Source organism: Bacillus tequilensis (genome assembly GCF_012225885.1).
Taxonomy (GTDB): domain Bacteria; phylum Bacillota; class Bacilli; order Bacillales; family Bacillaceae; genus Bacillus; species Bacillus tequilensis.
This window is the reverse complement of sequence record NZ_CP048852.1, coordinates 3,174,320-3,196,957: the sequence shown is the minus strand read 5'-3', so window position 1 is coordinate 3,196,957 and position 22,638 is coordinate 3,174,320. Positions and strand designations below refer to the sequence as shown.

Sequence of the window (22,638 nt, the reverse complement as noted above, 5' to 3'; positions counted from 1 at the left end):
TAGACTTGGAGGTGTTTTTTCTATGGGGACAAGAGTGAGTTATCCGGTTGAAGTGAAACAGAAGGCTGTAGAAATGAGATTGGCAGGCGTACCTATGAAAGAGATCATGCAGGAGTTGAATATTAAGAATAAGACACAGGTTCAGACATGGGTTAGATGGCATAAGGCTGGGGATACACATCGATTCGAACAGCCTGTTGGAAAGCAATACACTTACGGAAAAGGTCCGGAGTATTCTTCCGAATTAGAGAAAATGCAGGCAGAGATTCGTTACCTGAGACAACAGAATGAAGTTTTAAAAAAGTACAACGAATTGGAAAGGAAGTTGATAGCGAAACGTCAGTCGAACTTGTAGAAATATTGAACAGCACAATGACCATACAGGATATCTGTATTCATTTAGGTATCTCTCGAGCGTCTTATTATCGCTGGAAGAAGAATCCGATGAAGGATCATCCCAAGCGCCATTTGGAAAAACAAATCGGCACGTTGTGCCGAGAGCACAAGTATCGATATGGATATCGAAAAATCACAGCTATACTAAAAAAGAGTATGCATATTAACCATAAAACGGTTCAACGTATTATGCAGAAAAATCAATGGCAGTGCCGGGTTAAGGTGAAAAAGCGCAAGAAGGATGGGCAGCCATATGCCGTGGTCGATAATATATTGGATCGGAACTTTCAGTCTGATCGCCCTCTTGAAAAACTAGTAACGGACATTACGTATTTGCCTTATGGACAGAAACAATTGTACCTTTCCAGTATATTGGATTTATACAATGGAGAAGTGATTGCTTTTACGATTGGGGATAAGCAGGATACAGCCTTTGTCTTAGACACACTTGATCAGCTGCCAATGTTGCCTGAGAACTGCGTGTTACATAGTGACCAAGGTTCTGTGTATACATCTTACGAGTATCAAAAAGCTGTTAAAACAAAAGGCATTACCATGAGCATGTCCCGCAAAGGGACGCCCGCTGATAATGCCTCCATCGAATCGTTTCATTCCTCACTAAAGTCTGAAACGTTCTATCTTAACAGCATTGATCGAACTACGACCGCCATCGTAGAACGCACTGTCATAGAATACATTCATTATTATAACAATATTCGTATCCAAACTAAACTAAACAACCAATCACCGATAAACTATCGGCAATTGGCTGTTTAAAAGGTGTTTTGATCCCTGTCTCAAAAACGGGGGTCAGTCCCAAGGGTTCAGCTTTTTTTATCCTAAGTAGGCGGAAAGCATCCATACTTGTTTGTCAACTTCATCAATTAATCCGACAAACAAGTCCGCTGTTGCATTGTCTTGATTTTCTTCAGCAAGGCCGATCACGAATTTAGATTCGCTGCTGATTTGTTTGTAGTCGTTTACCAATGCTTGTACCATTTCTGATGCTGACGTTTCATTTCCGCCGTCTGTGATAGATGCATGCTCAATGTATTCTTTCATTGTGGCAACAGGCTGCCCGCCGATCGCCAGCAGGCGCTCTGCGATGGTATCGACTGTTTCCGCTGCATGGTCATACAGTTCTTCAAATTTCTCGTGCAATGTAAAGAAATGCGGTCCTTTCACATACCAGTGGAAGCGGTGGAGCTTAGCGTATAAAAGAAACCAGTTTGATAATTGTGTGTTCATTGAATTCTCAACTAATGTTTGGTTTGTTTTTGCGTTTTCAGTTTTCATAAGATAACGTCCTCCTTGTGATCTGTTAATATTATTATACCATGTATTAATTAAAAATCAATACTAAATTATAATAATTATAATTTAGGTTAGTTGAATAGTTTTTTCTTCAGGATAGACTCCCACGCAGACCAAGGGAATAGCGACCGGAATAACAGGGTGAGTTTGATGCCTTTTCCGATTGGATAACGGAATTTCTTTACGTGCTGTTTTGTTGCCAAATGATAAATGAGGTCGGCAACCTCTTGGGGGTCCCCGCTTTCATCGGCGTTTTTTTCGACGTAGGAAAGAATTTTTTTATAGTATTGATGATAAGCTGAATCGTTAGCAGGCACCGACATATAATTTGATAATGAGGTTGACCAGATCGATGTCTTGTATGAGCCCGGTTCGATTAAAGCGGTTTCGATACCGAATGGAAGCAGCTCGATACGCAGGCTTTCAGAAAAACCCTCTAATGCATGCTTGGACGCCGCATAAGGCGACAGCGCAGGGAATCCGGTCAGTCCGCTGATGCTGCTCACGTTTATAATCTTTGCGCCGCCGTGCTTTCTTATGTAAGGCAGCACGGTTTTTGTCACATGGATGACTCCAAAGACATTCGTTTCAAATTGCTGTCTGAAATGTTCCATCGGCACATCCTCGACAAATCCGCCGTAAGCCGTTCCGGCGTTGTTGACGAGAAGATCAATGGGAGCGTAAGCACTAATAGCTTTCCCGAATAAGGCAATGGATTGTTCATCTGTGACGTCGAGAGCGGTTATGTGAATAGAATCTGACACATTGTGTGCTGCGGCCAATTCCCGCAGCTGTTCAGCTTTCTCAGGCTGTCTTGTTGTGGCAATCACGAAAAATGACTTGGCGAGCTTTACTGCCGCCAGCTGACCAAAGCCTTTTGACGCTCCAGTTACGATTGCGATTTTTTTATGCATCATATACCTCCTAAATGATCTGTTACAGCTATTGTACATTCATATACGGAAAAAGACGCCTGTAAAAGAAATTTTTATACAATAATTCAGAATTGTTCTATAATAAAACGAAAGAAGGAAAGGGGTTTTGTGTTATGGCGCTGCAAGGGGTAGACCAGAGGTGGGATCTGGATTCATTTTTTAAGGGCGGGAGCCACTCAGAAGAATTCAAGAGATATATTGAGGAGCTGTCACAAAGTCTCTCTGCATTTCAAGATAGGACTGATGCGTTTCAGGCGCCAGAATCGCCCGAAGAGGCTGAAGGGCTGACGGCATTGCTTGCTGTATTCGAACAGACATCTGTCATGCTTCAGCAGGCCGGCGCTTTTGTCGCTTGCCTTCAGGCCCAGAATATCAATGATCAGAAGGCTATAGAGCATCAGTCACTTATGAACCGGCTTTCCGCAGATTTTCAATCGTCACTCGTTACATTAGATCATAAACTTGTGGCCATTGATCAAGATGTGTGGAATGAATTGTTAACAAAACCGGGATTACGCGATGTATCATACATATTAAATGAAAGAAGACAGCGGGTTGCCGAAAAGCTCAGCCCGGATAAAGAAAAGCTGATTGGAAACCTCGCGGTGGACGGATACCACGCTTGGAGCGACTTATACAATATGGTTGTCGGAAAAATGACGATCCCGTATGAGGAAAACGGTGTGAACAAGCAGTTGTCTGTCGGCCAGGCTGAAAATGTGATGGATCATCAAGACCGCGCTGTCAGAAAAACAATATATGAACGTTTGCATCAAGCTTGGGAAAGCAAGCAGGATGTGTTCAGCAGCACGCTCAATCATTTGGCGGGATTCCGGCTTGAAACCTATAAAGCGCGGGGCTGGGAGAACGTCCTGAAGGAGCCGCTGCAGATCAACAGGATGAAAAAAGAAACACTTGATATGATGTGGCAGGTCATCACTGAAAACAAGCAGCCGTTCGTTCAGTTTCTGAACCGGAAAGCCTCGATGCTCGGCCTTGAAAAACTCAGCTGGTACGATGTTGAGGCGCCGATCGGGTCTGACGGAAAAGCCTATACTTATGATGAAGCCGCAAATGTCATCATCAGCCAGTTTTCAACGTTTGGCAAAAAGCTGTCCTCTTTCACTGAAAAAGCGTTTCGGGACCGTTGGATAGAAGCGGAAGACAGGAGCGGAAAAAGAGTCGGCGGCTTTTGCACGAGCTTTCCTGACAGCGGAGAATCGCGGATTTTCATGACATTTTCGGGAAGTGCCTCAAATGTCTCAACGCTTGCACATGAGCTTGGGCACGCGTTCCATCAGGAATCGATGCTCAATGTCAGGCCGTTAAATCGGTCCTATGCCATGAATGTCGCAGAAACGGCTTCAACGTTTGCAGAGATGATTGTGGCGGATGCGGCTGTCCAGCAGGCGGAGACGAAGGAAGAAAAGCTCGTCCTTCTTGAAGATAAAGTGCAAAGAAGCGTTGCGTTTTTCATGAATATCCATGCAAGATTCTTATTCGAAACGAGATTTTATGAAGAACGAAAGCGTGGAGTGGTTCCGGCCGGCCGTCTGAATGAGCTGATGGAAGAGGCGCAAAAAGAAGCATATTGCAATGCGTTAGGAGAATACCATCCGCTCTTTTGGGCGTCAAAGCTTCACTTTCACATCACGAGGGTGCCGTTTTACAATTTTCCTTATACGTTCGGCTACCTGTTTTCTCTCGGTATTTACGCAATGGCGCTTGAGGAAAAAAACGCGTTTGAAGAGAAGTATATTGCACTGTTGCGGGATACAGCTTCTATGACTGTGGAAGATTTGGCGATGAAGCATTTGGGCGCTGATATTACGAAGCGCGATTTCTGGGAAAATGCCATCAAGCTGGCTGTTCGTGATGCGGAAGCCTTTTTGGAAATGACAGAATCTTAAAGACAAGCCGTGGCGTTATATGCCTCGGCTTTTTCAATTCTTCCCTGAATGAGGATTTCATTCTCTGGATATACCTAAAACAAATGGAATCCTACAGGGGGGAAACATATGCATTTGATCAGAGCAGCCGGGGCTGTTTGTCTCGCAGTGCTTCTGATTGCGGGCTGCCGTCTCAATGAAGAACAGCAGCAGGCAGAAGGAGAACATTCAGCCGTCACTCAACTGAAGTCCGTTCCTTACAGCAATTTCTCGCTTCGTGTGAGCTACGGGGATGGTGAGCATAATCGGTATGAAGGAATCTATACAAAAAACGGGACTCAGGAAACAGCGGAAATCCAGGATAAACTCTCTGGCATAACTCAGGAGGGAGAAGAAGCATTAGATGAGATGAAAATGATCCTGAGCGAGCTTTCCGTGACTGACCAAATGGCTGAAACAGAAGTGATTCACAGTGTGCTGGCAGCGTTTAATTTGGACAGCCATTTTGATCATATCGACTTAAAGCTGAAGCTGAAAAACGGTTCGGTGAGAGAAATCAAGAAATAACCATGTGATTAAAAATCATAAACGCCAATGATGTCCAAAATACTAATTGAAAATGATTTTCAAAGTCAGTGTTTTCTGCTACAATGAGGGATATATAACCATATCAAATGGCTGAATCACTTGCATTGATGACAATTGACTTTAAACGACGCATGTATATAGAAAACGTGCAATACATAGTGCTGCTAAAGCCAGCAAAAAGGAGCGGTTATGGGTATGAGTGCAATTTCTACAGAAACGCTGAGCTTAGGATACGGGGATGCCGTTATTATTGATGAGTTGAATTTAACAATTCCCAAAGGTGAAATTACCGTATTTATTGGCAGCAACGGCTGCGGAAAATCGACACTTTTACGTTCATTAGCGCGTCTGATGAAGCCGAGAGGCGGTTCAGTGCTCCTGGAAGGAAGAGCGATTGCCAAGCTTCCGACGAAGGAAGTCGCAAAAGAGCTCGCCATCTTGCCGCAGGGGCCTTCGGCTCCAGAGGGGCTGACCGTGCATCAGCTTGTAAAGCAAGGAAGATATCCTTACCAAAATTGGCTGAAACAGTGGTCAAAAGAGGATGAGGCAGCGGTTGAGAGAGCGCTTAAAGCAACAAAACTTGAAGACCTGGCTGACCGCGCCGTCGATTCTTTGTCAGGCGGACAGCGCCAGCGGGCTTGGATCGCGATGACGCTTGCGCAGGAAACGGATATTATCCTTCTGGATGAACCGACAACGTATTTGGACATGACGCACCAAATCGAAATTCTTGATTTGCTGTTTGAGCTGAATGAGACGGAAGAGCGGACGATTGTCATGGTTCTCCATGACTTAAACTTGGCATGCCGCTATGCGCATCATCTTGTGGCTATAAAAGATAAACGTATTTATGCTGAAGGCCGTCCGGAAGAGGTCATTACTTGTGACCTTGTGCAAAATGTGTTTTCTATGAACTGTCAGGTCACACAGGACCCGCTGTTCGGAACGCCTCTTTGCATCCCTCATGGCAGGGGCAGATGCATTGTCCAGGAAGCGGCTCTTACATCACATGGATAATACGTCAGCGAAGGAGCTTTCACTGTAGAAAGCTCCTTGCTGTTTTTTGAAAGGAAGATGGAAAATGGAACAAAAACTTCAGGAGCAGCTGGATGGATTGCTGGAGAAGTATACTGAGCTTCTGCTTGGTGAAACAAGCAATGAGCTAAAAGAAGAAGTAAAGCAATGGGTTTTATACACGCATATCGCCAAAAGCATGCCCCCGCTCGCCAAGCATTGGAATGCAACATATCCTGACGGGAAGCAGGGCATTAAAGAGATCATTCAGCATATTAAGGAATTAAATGAAGCGCATCGAAACAAACAATAGCTAAAAAAGCAGTCTGCCAATCACAGCAGACTGCTTTTTTGTGATGCTGACGTTTTTTCGGGCAAGAAGGAATCCATAAATGTCCGCAGCGCGCTGCTGATAAACGAATCTTTTCGGACAATAAATTCTGTTTTCATCTGTCTGAGAGCTTCAGGCAGCGGGTACAATCGAATCGTCCCTTCAGCCGCGTGTTTCTGCACAACCGTTCTCGGCAGCAGCGAGATGCCAAGACCTGCTGTAACCCCGCCGATAATCGCTTCAAGCGTTCCAAATTCCATAATGACCGGCTGTGTGACACCGACAGAGCGCAGCCATTTTTCAAGTGTCTCCCGATACGAACAGCCTGTGCTGTAAACGAGAATCGGTTTTGTAATGGCGTCCTCTTCACTAGAGACGGAAGCAGCCGAAACCACTACCGGCTCTTCCTCAAATGCAGGATAGGATTCGAGCTCAGGATGATTGCATTCGCATCCGATAAAGGCGCCATCCAATTCATAGCGAAGAACCTGATCAAGGAGAAATTGTGTATGTCCTGTTGTTAAAGACAGCTGGACGTTTGGGTGCTCTGCATAATAAGAAGCCAGAAGCTTCGGAAGCCTTACTGCGGCGGTTGTCTGAGTGGAGCCGATCATAAGCGGTCCGCTTGGTTCGACGGAGGATGAGAGTGCTTTAGACGCTTCATCCAGCAGACCGATAATTTTATTGGTGTAGTCCAGCAGCAGCTTACCGCTTGCGGAAAGCGTCATGCCCCGATTATGGCGCAAAAACAGCATGGTGCCCAGCTCAGCTTCCAATTGCTGAATTCTGGCCGTGACATTCGATTGCACATAACCAAGCTGCCGGGCCGCTTTTGTAATGGAGCCTTCGCGGGCTACCATTTGAAACACACGTAAATCTCCGCTTTCCATTTTGCATTCCTCCGTTCGTTTGCTATCAATCTAAGTGATATCAAGTATCTTTAACAATCATTATACGTAACACCAAACCTGGATTACAATGGAATCAGCAAGAAAATTTCATAAACGGCAAGGAGTGGCGGCAATGAATGTCATGAACAAAATAGCTCTCGTAACAGGGGGCGGCACAGGAATCGGAAGAGCAGCCAGCATGGAATTGGCAAAACGCGGAGCGATTGTTGCGGTGAATTATTCACGCTCGCAATCCGAAGCGGAGGAAACAGTAGAAATGATTAAAAAATATCGCGGGCAAGCTTTCGCCATCCAAGCGGATGTATCCAAAAACAGCGAAGTGCAGGATATGGTTCAATCGATTGTGAAAACATACGGCACGATTGATATTTTAATCAACAATGCCAGCGTTACAAGGCATATTCCAATGGATGACCTTGAAGCTGCGACAGAAGACATCTGGGATGAGCTTTACGCTGTCAATGTGAAAGGGATGTTTTTTTGCGCGCGGGCAGCGGTTCCTTTCATGAAAAAAAGCAAGGCCGGGGCGATTGTAAATGTTGGCAGCATCGCAGGGGTAACCGGTGCGGGTTCATCTATGCCTTACGCAGTGTCAAAATCGGCGGTGCACGGCTTAACGAAATCTTTGGCTCACGCCTTAGCGCCTGAAATCAGAGTGAGCGGTGTAGCACCGGGAGCTGTCGCAACGAGATGGTGGGCCGGCCGGGAAGAAAAAATGAAAAGCATGATCGGCACTTTGCTGCTGCAGCGTATTGCTGAACCGGATGATGTCGCCAAATTGATTTGTTCGCTTGTTGAACAGGAATCGCTCACAGGTCAAATCATCACAATTGACAGCGGACAGACGCTGTAAGAGAGGAGATGCGGGGATGCCATTTGTACAAATTCATTTACGGGCGGGGAGAAGCGAAGCGTGGCTTCAAAAACTAAGCAGGACCATTCATCAATCAATGACTGAAGAAATCAATGTGCCGGAAGATGACTATTTTCAAGTCATCAGGCAATATGAAAACAGCGAATTTTTTTATGATCCGTCTTATCTGCAGGTCGAGCGTACCGATGAGCTGATCTATATTCATTTTACGTTGAAACATTCAAGAACAACTGACCAGAAAAAAGCGCTTTACCGCTCAATCGCAAGTCGGATTCATACCAAGCTTGGTGTAAGAAAAGAAGATGTGTTTATCATGCTGGCTGGAAATCAGGATGAGGATTGGTCCTTCGGAAATGGCAGGGCTCAGATGATCGAATAAGAAAACCCCGCGGATTGGGACCCGCGGGGTGTTTTATTAATGGGAAGGTGATTCAACGGTTTGTGCCGTTTTCTCCTTTGCTTCTTCTCCCGTTTTCTTGTTCGATAGCTTGATAGGCTTTAAGAACAAAGTAAATACGGCTCCGACTGCGATAAAGATCAGGCCGGTATAAAACACGCTGTGGAGTGAATCCATTAACGATGTTTTTAAAATCGGCAAAATGTGAGATGAGAAAGCAGCAGGAATTTGTTTCAGGGCTTCCGGGCTGAACAATGATTGCAGAAGTCCCTGCGGATTTGTGTCAATCATCCCTTTTAGCTGTGAGGCAAACGAGCTTGCCTGTGCCGGAAGTGAGTCTAAGTACGGCACCAGTTTATCTGTTAATAAACTTCCTGATCTCGCATTCATCACAGCGCCAAGCATAGTAATACCGAATGTCCCTCCGATAGAACGGAAGAATTGGCTGGATGAAGTGACAACCCCAAGCTCTTCCTTCGAGAAGCTTTCCTGTAAAGCAAGTGTCAGAATCGGCATAACCAGACCCATTCCCAGGCCGATGATCGCCATATACGATGTAGCGACAAGCTTGCTCGTATCAAGATCCAAAGTCGTCAACAACAGGAATCCGCCGGCCATCACCAGCATACCTGTAATGATTTGCGGTTTAATGCCGATTTTGTAAACAAGCTGGCCGCCGATAATACTTGTAATGATCATAGAGATCATCATCGGAGTCATAATCGTGCCTGATTCAGACGCGCTTACGCCAACAATTCCCTGCATAAAGAAAGGAACAAACGTAATGGCACCAAACATGCCGATACTCATAAAGAAGCCGATCAGGTTTAAAAATGTAAACGTTCTGTTTTTAAACAGATACATTGGCAGGATAGGCTCTTTTGCTTTTGATTCTACGATAATAAAGCTGACAATGCCGATCAGCGCGAGTGCGAACAGGCCAAGAATCTGCCATGAACCCCACGCGTAATCTTTCCCGCCAAAGCTTAAGGCGAGGAGGAGGCTGACAACCCCGACAATCATCGTGAAAATACCAGCGATATCGAAGTTGATCGGGCCAGTCTGCCGGCGGCCCTGCAATCCTCTGGCAATAAAAATAACAGCAATGATTCCGACTGGGAGATTAATATAGAAAACCCATTTCCAGTTTAAAGAGTCTACAATCCAGCCGCCGATTTGCGGCCCAATCACTGAAGCCAGCCCGTAAATCGCGCCAAAGACCCCTTGGAATTTAGCACGCTGTTTACCTGTGAACAAGTCACCGATGACAATCATCGCCATCGGCATCATAATGCCTCCGCCGATTCCTTGAAGCCCTCGGAAGATAATCAATTCTGTCATATTGTTGGCCATTCCGCACAAAGCAGAAGCTGCCATAAAAATGATCAAACCTGATACATAGACAATGCGGCGTCCCAATAAATCAGCCAGTTTACCGGCAATTGGAACAACAGTTGTGGATGTTAACAAATAAGCTGTTGTCAGCCAGGTCATCATGCTCAAACCGCCCAGATCACCGACGATTTTCGGCATGGCCGTTCCGACAATGGTACCGTCAAGCGCTGAAAAAAACATGGCAATAATTAAGCCTGTTATTAATAATGTTCGTTTTGATTGCTGTTTGTCTTCATTACTCATTTCATTCGTTTCCTCTTTTCGTGTTGTGCTTTTCATCAGTTTCCGCTGCTGCCTGTGCGAGCTTTTCTGTAATATGCGCCGCCTGAAGCATTTCCTCCTCCGTCAAGAAAGAGAGATATCGCGCCATAATGGCTTTTCTGCCCGCCAAAACCTCCTCGAACTTTCTGTCTCCTTCATCAGTAAGACTGAGATCAATCACTCGCCTGTCCTTCGTGTTGTGCGTTCTGGCGATGAGATTTTTTTGCTCAAGTCGATCTGCCATTAACGTCACCGCGCTCGGCTTAACCTCCATGCGCTCGGCAATTTCAGAAATTTTAAGGCTGCCGTGTTTTTTTAGGCTGGCCAGCACAAACAGCTGCGCTGGGGTAATACCTTGTTTCTCCATACTTTCCAACATTTCAGGCTGTATCTTTTGAAAGAGCGCCTGAAGCGATAATTGAATATCGGACATTAACCGATCCGCACTCTTCATGTTCATTTCCCCTCTATTACATACACTGTATATATATTTTGATGACAAAATAGTTAATGCTTATTAAATATAAATAAGCATAAATGAAAAGTCAACTGTTTTTATCCACAAAAAAAGGATAGATGCCTGAACGCACATCGTATCCTTTTTGCTGATGCTGTTATTGCTGGTAAGGAGACTGCTGCTGAATGGTCTGCTGGAACTTTTGATAGGACTGCTGCAGCTTTTGGGCATCCTCCGCTTCAACAGAATACCATCCATATTGGAACATGAGGTCATATAGTTTTCTTTGCGCTTTTTGTGACTCATCAAAAATGGATTGAATATCCTGATAAAGAGACTCGTGGCTGAATTCGTGCAAGGCTGTGCAATAAGCTGTTGTCATGTATTTTTCCGTTGACAGCAGTTCATTGACGAAATCTCTGTCATTCATCTCCGAAGTTGTCGGTACGGGTGTTTGCGGGTTGCTGATTTTCTGATTTTGCTGATTCATTCTGGCGCCTCCTTATTGGATATAGCCGGACTGATGCTGGCCTGGCTGCAGATGCTTTAGAATTCTTTGATAGTGATCATGGTGCATGTGTCCGACACGGTCGAGTTCTTGCTTTAATGTTTGATCCTGGCACTGCTGCGCCATGAAATGCGCTTTTTTCATCGCGAGCAAATTCCAGTTCAGCATGTCATTGAGATACAAATGATCCTTTGTCGAAATAACGGAAGGCGGCATTTGAGCTTGCTGCTGATTGTCCATTGGGATCCTCCTTTGATTTCTGTTCATTTTATAGTTTCCTTCAGTCTGGGAGTTATATACAGGTGTTTTGAAGATGACGGCGGGAGGGAGTCGGATGTTAAGACATGTGTTTTTATTTTTTTCTCAAAATAAAACACTTACCAAGTTCGCAAAAGCATACGGAACGCGGCTTGGCGCACAAAGATTTGTCGCAGGGGAAACAATTGACTCGGCGGTTAAGGCCGTCAAAAGGCTAAACAGATCTGGTTTATGCGCAACGATTGATTATTTAGGCGAGTATGCAGCTTCGGAAAAAGAAGCAAATCAAGTCGCCGAGGAATGCAAGAAAGCCATTCGAGCCATTGACGAATACCAATTGGATTCAGAGCTTTCATTAAAACTGACCTCGATCGGGCTTGATCTATCAGAAGAACTCGCTCTCACTCATTTGCGCGACATTCTTTCCGTTGCGAAGCAATATGATGTTGCTGTGACCATTGATATGGAAGACTATTCTCATTATGAACAGACACTTTCTATTTACAGGAAGTGCAAACAGGAATTTGAGAAGCTCGGCACGGTCATACAGGCGTATCTGTACCGGGCGGCAGAAGATATCAGAAGTATGAGAGACATAAAGCCGAATCTCAGACTTGTGAAAGGCGCGTATAAAGAATCTGCGGCTGTAGCGTTTCCTGACAAAAAAGGAACGGATCTTCATTTTCAGAGCTTAATCAAGCTGCAGCTGTTAAGCGGAAACTATACGGCTGTCGCCACACATGACGATGACATCATTGCATGTACGAAACAGCTTGTCGCCGAGCATCAAATCCCCGCGTCGCAATTTGAGTTTCAAATGCTATACGGCATCAGGCCGGAGCGCCAGAAGGAACTTGCCAAGGAAGGGTACAGAATGCGTGTGTATGTCCCATATGGAACGGACTGGTTCAGCTACTTTATGAGAAGAATTGCCGAACGGCCCGCCAATGCAGCGTTTGTGTTAAAAGGGATCTTGAAAAAGTGAAAGCAGCCGCGAAGGAGCAGCTGCATTATGATTGTTCCATGTTCTGTTTTTTATACTGCTGATTTTGACTTGTCCGTTTTCCGCCGCCGTAATGCTGGGTCGGACCGGCGTCTCCTTTTACGCTCGCCGCGCTGACTGCCGCTGAAGACGGATTTTTTTTCTCACGCACCATTCCCTTCACCTCCGGGTTTAAGTTGCCCGTCTTTTATAGGCTTCATTCAAAAAAATAACAAATTAGCTATTGAAGTCGAACCGGAAATCTTTTAAGATGAAAGAAGAAACGGGTTTCATTTTTTTTGGTCAAAAAATGAATGATTATTCATTCAATGTTCAAGGGGGATATCTCATGCACAAACACATTCGGAAGGCAGCCGTTTTAGGATCGGGGGTAATGGGTTCCGGGATTGCGGCGCATTTGGCTAATATCGGAATTCCTGTCCTGCTGCTTGATATTGTGCCGAACGATTTGACAAAGGAAGAGGAAAAAAGGGGACTGACAAAGGACAGTCCGGAGGTTCGCAGCAGGCTGAGCCGGCAGGCGTTGAAAAAACTGCTGAAACAAAAACCCGCTCCCCTCACATCAGCGAAAAATACGTCCTATATCACGCCAGGCAATCTGGAGGATGATGCAGCAAAGCTGAAAGAAGCAGATTGGATTATTGAAGTCGTTGTCGAAAACCTTGAAGTCAAAAAGCAGATTTTTACGCTTGTGGATGAATACCGGAAGCCTGGAAGCATTGTCTCAAGCAATACATCTGGCATATCAGTTCAGGAAATGGCTGAGGGCCGGTCGGATGATTTTAAAGCCCATTTTCTCGGAACGCACTTTTTTAATCCTGCCCGTTATTTAAAACTGCTGGAGATCATTCCGATTCAGGAAACGGACCCTGATATTTTGAAGTTTATGACGGCGTTTGGTGAAAATGTCCTCGGAAAAGGTGTTGTCACAGCAAAGGACACACCGAACTTTATCGCGAATCGCATCGGCACGTACGGGCTTCTCGTCACAGTTCAAGAAATGCTGAAAGGCGGCTATCAGGTTGGGGAAGTCGATTCGATCACAGGTCCGCTGATCGGCAGACCGAAAAGCGCCACCTTCAGAACGCTTGATGTGGTCGGACTCGATACATTCGCTCACGTGGCCCGAAATGTGTATGACAAAGCGGACGGAAAAGAAAAAGATATGTTCCGCTTGCCAAGCTTCATGAACGATATGCTTCAAAAAGGGTGGATCGGAAGCAAGGCCGGACAAGGCTTTTATAAAAAAGAAGGAAAAACGATTTATGAGCTTGATCCATTGACGCTTACTTATGGCGAGCGGACAAAAATGAAATCACCGGCGCTTGAAGCGGCAAAACAGGCAAAAGGGACAAAAGCCAAATTGAAAGCGCTTATTTATTCCGATGACAGAGCCGGCAGACTGCTGTGGAATATCACATCTCAAACCTTGCTTTACTCAGCCGAGCTGCTTGGCGAGATTGCCGATGATATTCATGCGATTGACCAAGCCATGAAGTGGGGATTCGGCTGGGAGCTGGGCCCGTTTGAAATGTGGGATGCCATCGGCCTCAAGCAGTCGGCGGAAAAGCTTGGAGCTGAAATGCCCGGCTGGATTAAAGACATGCTGGACAAAGGAAATGAAACCTTTTACATCAGAGAGAATGGAACGGTATTTTATTATGACCGCGGCGAATACAGAGCCGTGAAAGAAAACAAAAAACGGATTCATTTACAAGCGCTCAAGGAAACAAACAGCGTGATTGAAAAAAACAGCGGAGCAAGCCTGATCGACCTTGGAGATGATGTGGCCCTGCTTGAATTTCATTCAAAAAGCAATGCCATCGGCCTCGACATCATCCAAATGATCAACAAGGCGTTAGAGGAAACAGAGCGGAACTATAAAGGGCTTGTCATCGGCAATCAAGGAAAAAATTTCTGTGTCGGCGCGAATCTCGCCATGATCTTAATGGAAGTCCAGGATGACAACTTTTTGGAAGTTGACTTCGTGATACGCCGTTTTCAGGAGACGATGATGAAAATCAAATACAGCGCAAAACCGGTTGTCGCTGCGCCATTTGGCATGACGCTCGGCGGAGGAACGGAAGTATGCCTGCCGGCCGCTCGTATTCAAGCAGCAAGCGAAGCCTATATGGGCCTTGTGGAAGCGGGGGTCGGCCTCATCCCTGGCGGAGGAGGAAACAAAGAGCTGTACATCAACCATCTACGCCGCGGTCTTGATTCGATGAATGCGGCAATGAAAACATTTGAAACGATTGCAATGGCGAAAGTGTCCGCTTCCGCCCAAGAGGCCCGTGAGATGAACATCTTAAAAGAAACGGACCATATCAGCGTGAATCAGGATCACCTGCTGTACGATGCGAAGCAGCTTGCCGCATCTTTATACGATACCGGCTGGCGCACGCCTGTAAAAGAAAAGGTCAAGGTGCCGGGAGAAACCGGTTATGCGGCACTCTTGCTTGGCGCTGAGCAGATGAAACTGTCCGGCTATATATCTGAGCATGATTTCAACATCGCGAAAAAACTCGCTTATGTCATTGCCGGCGGAAAAGTGCCGTTTGGCACAGAGGTTGATGAAGAGTATTTATTGGAGATCGAGAGAGAAGCGTTTTTGAGTTTGGCAGGAGAGGCGAAATCTCAAGCGAGAATGCAGCATATGCTTGTGAAAGGTAAACCTTTACGGAATTAGGAGGGAGCTTATGAAAGAAGCAGTCATTGTGTCAGGTGCAAGAACACCGGTTGGGAAAGCCAAAAAAGGATCGCTGGCCGCCGTTCGCCCGGATGATTTGGGAGCGATTTGCGTGAAGGAAACACTGAAGCGGGCAGGCGGCTACGAAGGCAATATTGACGACTTGATTATCGGCTGTGCCACACCTGAAGCGGAACAGGGGCTCAATATGGCGAGAAACATCGGCGCGCTCGCGGGACTGCCGTATACGGTTCCGGCGATTACAGTCAATCGCTACTGCTCTTCAGGTCTTCAGTCCATCGCATATGCGGCAGAAAAAATTATGCTTGGCGCCTACGATACAGCGATCGCCGGGGGAGCAGAATCCATGTCACAGGTTCCGATGATGGGGCATGTCACCCGTCCGAACCTAGCGTTGGCAGAACAGGCGCCGGAATATTATATGAGCATGGGACATACAGCTGAGCAGGTCGCGAAAAAATACGGCGTCTCACGTGAGGATCAGGATGCATTTGCCGTTCGCAGCCACCAGAATGCGGCCAAAGCCCTTGCAGAAGGGAAATTTAAAGATGAGATAGTATCTGTCAAAGTGACGGTGACAGAAATCGGAGAAAACCATAAGCCGCAGGAAAAACAGTTTGTGTTTTCTCAGGATGAAGGTGTTCGCCCGCAAACGACAACAGATGTCTTAGCGACATTGCGTCCGGCTTTTTCTGTAGATGGAACAGTTACTGCCGGCAATTCCTCGCAAACGAGTGACGGAGCGGCGGCTGTCATGCTGATGGATCGGGAAAAAGCTGATGCGCTTGGCTTGGCGCCGCTTGTGAAATTCCGCTCCTTTGCGGTAGGCGGCGTGCCGCCGGAGGTGATGGGCATCGGACCGGTGGAAGCCATTCCGCGCGCCTTAAAGCTTGCTGGGCTGCAGCTCCAGGACATCGGCTTGTTTGAACTGAACGAAGCTTTCGCATCACAGGCCATCCAAGTGATCAGGGAACTGGGAATTGACGAAGAAAAAGTCAATGTCAACGGGGGCGCCATCGCGCTTGGGCACCCGCTTGGCTGTACGGGCACAAAGCTTACACTTTCACTCATTCATGAAATGAAGCGGAGAAACGAGCAGTTTGGAGTCGTCACAATGTGTATTGGCGGCGGGATGGGAGCGGCCGGTGTATTTGAATTATGCTAAAGGGGGAAAAACAAATGGTGAAAAAAGCGGCTGAAGTACAAAAAGGCGGCGGATTTTTAATCGACGATGTCACATACGATCAAATGTATACACCGGAGGATTTCACTGACGAGCATAAAATGATTGCAAAAACAACAGAGGATTACATCGAGCAAGATGTTCTCCCTCATATAGATGAAATCGAAAACCACCAATTCGAGCATTCTGTCAGACTGTTGAAGAAGGCCGGCGAACTAGGGCTGCTTGGCGCTGATGTGCCAGAGGAATACGGAGGGCTCGGCCTTGATAAAATCAGCTCCGCACTCATTACGGAAAAATTTTCGCGTGCGGGAAGCTTTTCGCTTTCTTATGGCGCGCATGTCGGCATCGGTTCCTTGCCGATCGTCTTTTTCGGATCAGAAGAGCAAAAGAAAACGTATTTGCCCGGGCTTGCTTCAGGCGAAAAGATCGCGGCTTATGCGTTGACTGAACCCGGCTCCGGGTCTGATGCGCTGGGAGCAAAAACAACAGCCGTGCTGAATGAAGCGGGGACGCATTACGTATTAACCGGTGAAAAACAGTGGATTACCAACTCTGCCTTTGCTGATGTATTTGTCGTTTACGCGAAGGTGGACGGCGACAAATTCTCGGCCTTTATTGTAGAAAAAGATTTCCCGGGCGTATCCACAGGTCCGGAAGAAAAGAAAATGGGGATCAAAGGATCATCGACAAGAACCCTTATTTTAGATCAGGCTGAAGTGCCAAAAGAAAACCTGCTCGGAGAAATCGGCAAAGGGCATGTCATCGCCTTTAATATTTTGAATATCGGCCGCTATAAGCTGGCGGTTGGCACGATTGGAGCATCTAAGCGGGTGATTGAGCTGTCTGCAGCATACGCAAATCAGCGCCGCCAATTTAAAACGCCGATTGCTGGCTTTTCGCTGACACAGGAAAAAATCGCGACGATGTCTTCAAGGCTTTACGCGATGGAAAGCTCTGTGTACAGAACCGTCGGGCTGTTTGAAGACAATATGAGCCAGTTTACGGCCGAAGACCTCAAGGACGGCCGGCAAATCGCCAAGTCAATTGCAGAATACGCCATCGAATGCTCTCTGAATAAAGTATTCGGATCCGAGACGCTTGATTATATCGTAGATGAAGGCGTGCAGATTCATGGCGGCTACGGTTTTATGCAGGAATACGAAGTAGAGAGAGCCTATCGGGATTCAAGGATCAATCGGATTTTTGAAGGCACAAACGAAATCAACCGGTTAATCGTGCCAAGCACTTTCCTGAAAAAAGCGTTAAAAGGCGAGCTGCCTCTATTCGAAAAAGCGAAGGCACTCCAAGAAGAACTCATGATGCTTATGCCGGAAGAGCCGGGCAGCGGCGTTTTAGAGCAGGAGAAATATATCGTCAAGCAAGCCAAAAAAATCGCGCTGTTCGCCGCCGGTCTCGCCGCGCAAAAATACGGAAAAGCCATCGATCGCGAACAAGAAATTCTCGTCAACGTCGCGGATATCGTCAGCAATGTATACGCAATGGAATCCGCCGTACTCAGAACGGAAAAGGCCATTGCCGCCCAAGGAGAAGAAAAAGCGGCGCAAAAGGTGCTGTATACTGAAATTTTCGTTCAGGAAGCTTTTAACGAAATTGAAGCGCACGCGAAGGAATCCCTTATCGCAATGGAAGAAGGAGACTCACTCCGCATGATGCTTTCCGCTCTCCGCAAACTGACGCGCGTAACGCCTAAAAACGTCATTCAGAAAAAACGCGAAGCGGCAGCGGGCGTTTTTGAGGCTGAAAAATATATTGTCTGATTGTCCAAAAGCTCCGCATGCGCGGAGTTTTTTTTTAAGGAGCACAGTTTTAGGCTTTTAAAACAAACTGTGTTAAAATAACCTCGATTATTTTATTGAGGGGGAAGAAGATGTCGTTAACTTTTTACTGGTACCCTAAATGCGGAACGTGCCGCAAAGCAAAGAAATGGCTTGAAGAGCATGGAAAAGAAATCAACGAAATACATATTGCAGAGCAGCCTCCAAGCAAAGAAGAACTAAAAGCGCTTTATGAAAAAAGCGGGCTGGATCTCAAGAAATTTTTCAACACGAGCGGCATGAAATACCGCGAACTGAATCTAAAGGAAAAGCTGTATCACATGTCAGAGGACGAACAGCTTGAACTGCTGGCTTCAGACGGAATGCTGATCAAACGCCCGCTTACAACAGACGGCGAAAAAGTGACAGTCGGTTTTAAAGAAGACCAATTTGAAGAAAACTGGGCTTAATGTCAATTTTTTTTGAAAAGTGTGGTATCTTCTTATTGTAGTGCTGTAAAAAATGGAGGGATTCAATTGAGCATACCTAAAGATTTGCGTTACTCAGGAGAACACGAGTGGGTTAAAGTTGAGGGAGAAAAAGCCAGAATCGGAATTACGCATTTTGCCCAGTCCGAGCTAGGCGACATCGTGTTTGTCGAGCTTCCTGAAGTCGGCGCTGAAATCAAAGCGGACGAGCCATTCGGCAGTGTTGAATCCGTTAAAACGGTATCTGAGCTTTATGCACCGATTAACGGAACTGTTGTGGAAGTAAACGAAGATCTTGATGACAGTCCGGAATTCGTCAACGAATCTCCGTACGAAAAAGCATGGATGATCGTCATTGAGCCGTCTGACGCTTCTGAAATTGAAAAACTGATGACAGCAGAGCAATACGAAGAGATGACACAAGAAGACTAAAATAGGATAGCTGTGAAGGCAATTGGACACGCTAACGGTGTAGGAGGTGTCCAATATGGCTTTCAGCAAACAAAAGCTCGATGTCACCAATGATGTGACAGGCCGCTTTCAAAATGGCCGGCTCTCGTTATATCATGATAATGAGATGATCGGGCAAATGACAAGCATGGATGAATATGAGCTTAAATCCGGTTATTCCTTTGAAAATGAGAAATTTTATAAAACAGCCGATGTGGTCTCAGGAAACGATGAAAAATACGTGGATTGTGACTATGAAAACGGCTGGTGTTAATGTTGGCGGTGAATTTCACTGCCTTCTTTTTACAATCTGAACGTTTCAAATTTGGCGCAGCAGGTGATGAAAATGGATGAGCAGGAAAAGGTGATGATTGTCGAAGGGAAATCAGATAAAGAGAAAGTTGAAAGTGTGCTGAATGAACCAGTGCGCATCATCTGCACAAACGGAACAATCAGCCAGCTGAAGCTTGAGGAATTGGCTGATGAGCTTTACGATAAAGACGTCTATATATTAGTTGATGCTGATGAATCAGGCGAGAAATTAAGAAAACAGCTGAAAAGAGAATTTAATGACGCCTGCCATTTGCATATCGACAGAGCCTATAAGGAAGTAGAGGCTGCACCGAGACACCATGTCGCTTCTGTGCTGCTCCGCGCAAATCTGAATGTCCATACTATTTTTCTTGAAAGAAAGTCCTGAGGTGTATAGCATGAAAGAACTTCAAGAACATGAGCTAGACCACATCGCAGATGATGTGTATCTCCTATATTTATATACTCCGTTTTGCGGCACCTGCCAGCTTGCAAGCAAAATGCTGACAGTGGTGAAAGAGATGCTGCCCGATGTCGCCTTCTATCAAAACAATGTCAATTATTCTCCGACATTTGCAAAAGCGTATCAAATTGAGAGCGTCCCTTGCTTTCTGCTGTTTAAAGGCGGAAAAGTGGTTGAAAGAGGATACGCGTTTCATTCTGTTTCTTATTTATATGAGCTGATTAAACAAAAATCATCTTCCGCATCCCATTTATGACATATTTCTCGACGTATTCCAATGAAATTGTCGTTCGTTTTATAAAGGGGTTCTTGCGCAGAAAGAGAAATGTGTATGTATGACCAACAAATAGGAGGTTGTACATATGGAGAAAGCGGAAGTTTTAGAAGATGAGTACCAGCATCTGTTTTTAAAACCCCTTTTGAATGCTTCAGCATTGCTCATTACCTTCCAAGGAGAAACAGAAGCCTTAACCGTCTCAATAAACGAACAGGGAGAAATGAAAAAAATTTCTCCGCCTCAAACGTCCAACCTGACCTTTTACGGAAACCAAGCGGAAATCATTCATTTATTGCACGGAGACATTTCCCTCCAGCACTTGATCCAGAGGGGAAGCCTTAAAGTAAAGGGGTCATTCAGAGCCCTGCTGAAACTCGAGGCCATTCTCTGGCTGACGAACGGATTTTTTCAGAGGATTTTGAAGAATTGAAAAATAAAAAATTATTATAATAGTAAAAGTTGACATCATTTATTTTATTGACATTTGCTGATTCGCCGTGCTATTCTACATTAAGAATTTCCGGACGAAAAAGACTATATATTTCTCTTATCAAGAGAGGTGGAGGGAAGTGCCCTATGAAGCCCGGCAACCATCAACGCTGTTGAAATGGTGCCAATTCACACGAAGCGTTCAGCTTTGAAAGATGAGAGAAAGGCGTTTTATATAAGCCTTTCTGCTCACATGTGCAGAAAGGCTTTTCTTTTGCAGAAAAACCCGGAAGATTTCTTAGAATAGTGTTAAGGCAGGTGATTGCTTTGATTAATCTTCAAGATGTTTCAAAAGTTTACAAGTCGAAACATGGAGATGTCAATGCTGTCCAAAATGTCTCGCTTTCCATTAATAAAGGTGAGATTTTTGGAATTATAGGATATAGCGGAGCTGGTAAAAGTTCCTTAATCCGTCTGCTGAACGGCCTTGAGAAACCAACCTCAGGAACCGTGGAAGTGGCGGGAACTAAAATTAATGAAGTAAACGGACGCGGTTTAAGAAAAGCACGCCATGAAATCAGCATGATTTTCCAGCATTTCAACTTGCTTTGGTCGCGGACCGTCAGAGAGAATATCATGTTTCCTTTAGAAATTGCCGGGGTCAAAAAGAGCGAACGGATTAAGCGTGCCAATGAACTGATTAAACTGGTAGGTTTAGAAGGAAAAGAAAAATCATATCCGTCTCAGCTGAGCGGCGGGCAAAAGCAGCGTGTCGGCATCGCCCGAGCGCTTGCAAACAATCCGAAGGTTCTCCTTTGTGATGAAGCGACATCAGCGTTAGATCCGCAAACGACAGATTCAATTTTGGATTTATTGTCCGATATTAATGAAAGACTCGGCTTGACGATTGTGCTGATTACACACGAAATGCATGTCATCCGCAAAATCTGCAACAGAGTCGCCGTCATGGAAAACGGAAGGGTTGTAGAAGAAGGCGAAGTTCTCGACGTCTTCAAAAATCCGAAAGAAGACATGACAAAACGATTTGTTCAGCAGGTGACAGAGCCGGAAGAAACGAAAGAAACGCTTCAGCATCTTCTTGATGAAACAGCATCAGGAAAAACGGTTCAGCTCACATTTGTCGGTGATTCGGCTGAACAGCCTCTGATTACAGAAATGATCAGAAACTTCAATGTCAGTGTCAATATTCTGCAGGGGAAAATCTCGCAGACGAAGGATGGAGCTTACGGTTCATTATTCATCCACATTGACGGAGACGAGGAAGAAGTGCAAAACGTGATCCGGTTCATTAACGACAAACAGGTAAAAGCAGAGGTGATCACGAATGTTTGAAAAGTATTTCCCGAATGTTGATTTAACTGAATTGTGGAACGCGACATATGAAACACTGTATATGACGCTGATTTCATTGGTGTTTGCTTTTGTCATCGGGGTGATCCTCGGCTTGCTGCTTTTCCTGACAAGCAAAGGGAGCCTCTGGCAGAATAAAGCTGTCAACTCTGTAATTGCGGCCATTGTCAATATATTCAGATCGATTCCATTCCTCATTTTAATTATTTTATTGTTAGGTTTTACGAAATTTTTAGTGGGCACGATCTTAGGGCCAAATGCCGCATTGCCGGCGCTGGTGATCGGCTCGGCACCATTTTACGCGCGCCTTGCTGAAATCGCATTGCGCGAGGTTGACAAAGGTGTGATTGAAGCCGCTAAATCAATGGGCGCTAAAACGTCTACGATTATTTTTAAAGTGCTGCTTCCGGAGTCTATGCCGGCTCTTATTTCTGGCATCACGGTTACGGCCATCGCTTTGATCGGCTCAACGGCTATTGCCGGAGCCATCGGTTCAGGCGGCCTTGGAAACCTTGCGTATGTAGAAGGATATCAGTCTAATAATGCTGATGTTACCTTCGTTGCTACTGTGTTTATTTTAATCATCGTGTTTATTATTCAAATCATCGGTGATGTAATAACAAATATTATAGATAAACGATAAGGG

26 protein-coding genes, 1 pseudogene and 1 riboswitch are annotated in these 22,638 nt (G+C 45.5%); of the genes and pseudogenes, 19 read left to right on the top strand and 8 right to left on the bottom strand.

The genetic code is table 11. From position 1 onward, the window contains the following. Positions 1 to 22: 22 nt before the first annotated feature. Positions 23 to 1,173, top strand: a protein-coding gene (locus tag G4P54_RS16955; protein WP_167871594.1) for an IS3 family transposase whose coding sequence is annotated in 2 segments (ribosomal slippage) — positions 23 to 296 and positions 296 to 1,173 — 1,152 coding nt in all. Because the reading frame shifts where the segments join, the coding sequence is not laid out codon by codon here. A gap of 57 nt (positions 1,174 to 1,230) precedes the next feature. Here the strand turns inward: G4P54_RS16955 and mrgA are convergent. Then, positions 1,231 to 1,692 (bottom strand): metalloregulation DNA-binding stress protein MgrA, encoded by a 462-nt coding sequence (gene mrgA / locus G4P54_RS16950; RefSeq protein ID WP_024713583.1) that lies wholly within the window; start codon positions 1,690 to 1,692, stop codon positions 1,231 to 1,233. Between the two features lie 89 nt (positions 1,693 to 1,781). Next, on the bottom strand, positions 1,782 to 2,624 hold the full coding sequence (locus tag G4P54_RS16945; protein WP_167873902.1) for an oxidoreductase: 843 nt from the start codon (positions 2,622 to 2,624) through the stop codon (positions 1,782 to 1,784). A 134-nt stretch (positions 2,625 to 2,758) separates the two neighbouring features. Between G4P54_RS16945 and G4P54_RS16940 the strand changes: the two genes are divergently transcribed. The 4 genes and pseudogenes from G4P54_RS16940 to G4P54_RS16925 all read left to right on the top strand — a co-directional run bounded on the left by G4P54_RS16940 (position 2,759) and on the right by G4P54_RS16925 (position 6,449). Continuing rightward, the gene (locus G4P54_RS16940) at positions 2,759 to 4,555 is read left to right on the top strand and encodes a M3 family oligoendopeptidase (RefSeq protein ID WP_167873306.1); all 1,797 of its coding nucleotides are present in this window, start codon (positions 2,759 to 2,761) and stop codon (positions 4,553 to 4,555) included. Between the two features lie 108 nt (positions 4,556 to 4,663). Then, positions 4,664 to 5,101 carry a YusW family protein gene (locus G4P54_RS16935; RefSeq protein ID WP_167873305.1) on the top strand — a complete coding sequence of 146 codons (438 nt, stop codon included), beginning with the start codon at positions 4,664 to 4,666 and terminating at the stop codon, positions 5,099 to 5,101. 210 nt (positions 5,102 to 5,311) lie between these two features. Beyond that, entirely contained in the window at positions 5,312 to 6,139 is an 828-nt protein-coding gene (locus G4P54_RS16930) for an ABC transporter ATP-binding protein (protein WP_081719768.1), read from the top strand. Then, positions 6,139 to 6,449: pseudogene (locus G4P54_RS16925) on the top strand (YusU family protein). Before G4P54_RS16930 ends, G4P54_RS16925 begins: the two are co-directional and overlap by 1 nt. A 20-nt stretch (positions 6,450 to 6,469) precedes the next feature. Here the strand turns inward: G4P54_RS16925 and G4P54_RS16920 are convergent. Next, positions 6,470 to 7,357 carry a LysR family transcriptional regulator gene (locus G4P54_RS16920; RefSeq protein ID WP_167873303.1) on the bottom strand — a complete coding sequence of 296 codons (888 nt, stop codon included), beginning with the start codon at positions 7,355 to 7,357 and terminating at the stop codon, positions 6,470 to 6,472. Between the two features lie 133 nt (positions 7,358 to 7,490). Between G4P54_RS16920 and G4P54_RS16915 the strand changes: the two genes are divergently transcribed. Both G4P54_RS16915 and G4P54_RS16910 read left to right on the top strand, forming a co-directional pair. Further along, entirely contained in the window at positions 7,491 to 8,231 is a 741-nt protein-coding gene (locus G4P54_RS16915; protein WP_167873302.1) for an SDR family NAD(P)-dependent oxidoreductase, read from the top strand. Positions 8,232 to 8,247: 16 nt separating this feature from the next. Then, entirely contained in the window at positions 8,248 to 8,631 is a 384-nt protein-coding gene (locus G4P54_RS16910) for a tautomerase family protein (protein WP_024713591.1), read from the top strand. Between the two features lie 36 nt (positions 8,632 to 8,667). Here the strand turns inward: G4P54_RS16910 and mdtP are convergent, their stop codons facing one another. The 4 genes from mdtP to G4P54_RS16890 all read right to left on the bottom strand — a co-directional run bounded on the left by mdtP (position 8,668) and on the right by G4P54_RS16890 (position 11,510). Next, positions 8,668 to 10,323: a multidrug efflux MFS transporter MdtP gene (gene mdtP, locus G4P54_RS16905; protein ID WP_240939679.1), complete on the bottom strand. Its 1,656-nt coding sequence runs from the start codon at positions 10,321 to 10,323 to the stop codon at positions 8,668 to 8,670. After that, on the bottom strand, positions 10,289 to 10,759 hold the full coding sequence (gene mdtR / locus G4P54_RS16900) for a MarR family transcriptional regulator MdtR (RefSeq protein WP_024713593.1): 471 nt from the start codon (positions 10,757 to 10,759) through the stop codon (positions 10,289 to 10,291). Before mdtR ends, mdtP begins: the two co-directional genes overlap by 35 nt. Positions 10,760 to 10,919: 160 nt before the next feature. Further along, positions 10,920 to 11,252, bottom strand: coding sequence for a spore coat protein (locus tag G4P54_RS16895; RefSeq protein ID WP_024713594.1), 333 nt, complete (start codon positions 11,250 to 11,252; stop codon positions 10,920 to 10,922). A 12-nt stretch (positions 11,253 to 11,264) separates the two neighbouring features. After that, the gene (locus tag G4P54_RS16890) at positions 11,265 to 11,510 is read right to left on the bottom strand and encodes a hypothetical protein (RefSeq protein WP_167873301.1); all 246 of its coding nucleotides are present in this window, start codon (positions 11,508 to 11,510) and stop codon (positions 11,265 to 11,267) included. Between the two features lie 94 nt (positions 11,511 to 11,604). Here G4P54_RS16890 and G4P54_RS16885 point away from each other — a divergent pair, with 94 nt between their 5' ends. After that, complete coding sequence (locus tag G4P54_RS16885; RefSeq protein ID WP_167873300.1) at positions 11,605 to 12,513, top strand: proline dehydrogenase family protein; 909 nt, start codon at positions 11,605 to 11,607, stop codon at positions 12,511 to 12,513. Between the two features lie 25 nt (positions 12,514 to 12,538). Here the strand turns inward: G4P54_RS16885 and G4P54_RS16880 are convergent, their stop codons facing one another. Further along, positions 12,539 to 12,685: a YuzL family protein gene (locus G4P54_RS16880; RefSeq protein WP_032681721.1), complete on the bottom strand. Its 147-nt coding sequence runs from the start codon at positions 12,683 to 12,685 to the stop codon at positions 12,539 to 12,541. Between the two features lie 174 nt (positions 12,686 to 12,859). On the opposite strand from G4P54_RS16880, the gene G4P54_RS16875 reads away from it, so the two are divergent. The 11 genes from G4P54_RS16875 to metP all read left to right on the top strand — a co-directional run bounded on the left by G4P54_RS16875 (position 12,860) and on the right by metP (position 22,635). Then, positions 12,860 to 15,220, top strand: a complete 2,361-nt coding sequence (locus tag G4P54_RS16875; RefSeq protein ID WP_167873299.1) for a 3-hydroxyacyl-CoA dehydrogenase/enoyl-CoA hydratase family protein — start codon at positions 12,860 to 12,862, stop codon at positions 15,218 to 15,220. Positions 15,221 to 15,230: 10 nt separating this feature from the next. After that, positions 15,231 to 16,406, top strand: a complete 1,176-nt coding sequence (locus tag G4P54_RS16870) for an acetyl-CoA C-acetyltransferase (RefSeq protein WP_167873298.1) — start codon at positions 15,231 to 15,233, stop codon at positions 16,404 to 16,406. A 14-nt stretch (positions 16,407 to 16,420) separates the two neighbouring features. Continuing rightward, positions 16,421 to 18,205 (top strand): acyl-CoA dehydrogenase FadE, encoded by a 1,785-nt coding sequence (fadE, locus tag G4P54_RS16865; RefSeq protein WP_167873297.1) that lies wholly within the window; start codon positions 16,421 to 16,423, stop codon positions 18,203 to 18,205. A 110-nt stretch (positions 18,206 to 18,315) separates the two neighbouring features. Next, positions 18,316 to 18,672, top strand: a complete 357-nt coding sequence (locus G4P54_RS16860; protein ID WP_003222779.1) for an arsenate reductase family protein — start codon at positions 18,316 to 18,318, stop codon at positions 18,670 to 18,672. A gap of 66 nt (positions 18,673 to 18,738) precedes the next feature. Then, on the top strand, positions 18,739 to 19,122 hold the full coding sequence (gene gcvH / locus G4P54_RS16855) for a glycine cleavage system protein GcvH (protein ID WP_024713600.1): 384 nt from the start codon (positions 18,739 to 18,741) through the stop codon (positions 19,120 to 19,122). A 55-nt stretch (positions 19,123 to 19,177) separates the two neighbouring features. Beyond that, a complete protein-coding gene (locus G4P54_RS16850) occupies positions 19,178 to 19,414 on the top strand; it encodes a YusG family protein (RefSeq protein WP_003240826.1) in 237 nt (78 codons plus the stop codon). 72 nt (positions 19,415 to 19,486) lie between these two features. After that, the gene (locus G4P54_RS16845; protein WP_167873296.1) at positions 19,487 to 19,840 is read left to right on the top strand and encodes a toprim domain-containing protein; all 354 of its coding nucleotides are present in this window, start codon (positions 19,487 to 19,489) and stop codon (positions 19,838 to 19,840) included. A 10-nt stretch (positions 19,841 to 19,850) separates the two neighbouring features. Beyond that, entirely contained in the window at positions 19,851 to 20,171 is a 321-nt protein-coding gene (locus G4P54_RS16840) for a thioredoxin family protein (protein ID WP_167873295.1), read from the top strand. A 106-nt stretch (positions 20,172 to 20,277) separates the two neighbouring features. After that, on the top strand, positions 20,278 to 20,622 hold the full coding sequence (locus tag G4P54_RS16835) for an SCP2 sterol-binding domain-containing protein (RefSeq protein ID WP_024713603.1): 345 nt from the start codon (positions 20,278 to 20,280) through the stop codon (positions 20,620 to 20,622). Positions 20,623 to 20,736: 114 nt separating this feature from the next. Next, a riboswitch (SAM riboswitch) is annotated at positions 20,737 to 20,843 on the top strand. A gap of 105 nt (positions 20,844 to 20,948) precedes the next feature. Continuing rightward, positions 20,949 to 21,974: a methionine ABC transporter ATP-binding protein MetN gene (gene metN, locus G4P54_RS16830; protein ID WP_167873294.1), complete on the top strand. Its 1,026-nt coding sequence runs from the start codon at positions 20,949 to 20,951 to the stop codon at positions 21,972 to 21,974. Next, positions 21,967 to 22,635, top strand: a complete 669-nt coding sequence (gene metP, locus G4P54_RS16825; protein WP_024713605.1) for a methionine ABC transporter permease MetP — start codon at positions 21,967 to 21,969, stop codon at positions 22,633 to 22,635. The genes metN and metP overlap by 8 nt, the downstream gene beginning before the upstream one ends. Positions 22,636 to 22,638 lie beyond the last annotated feature (3 nt).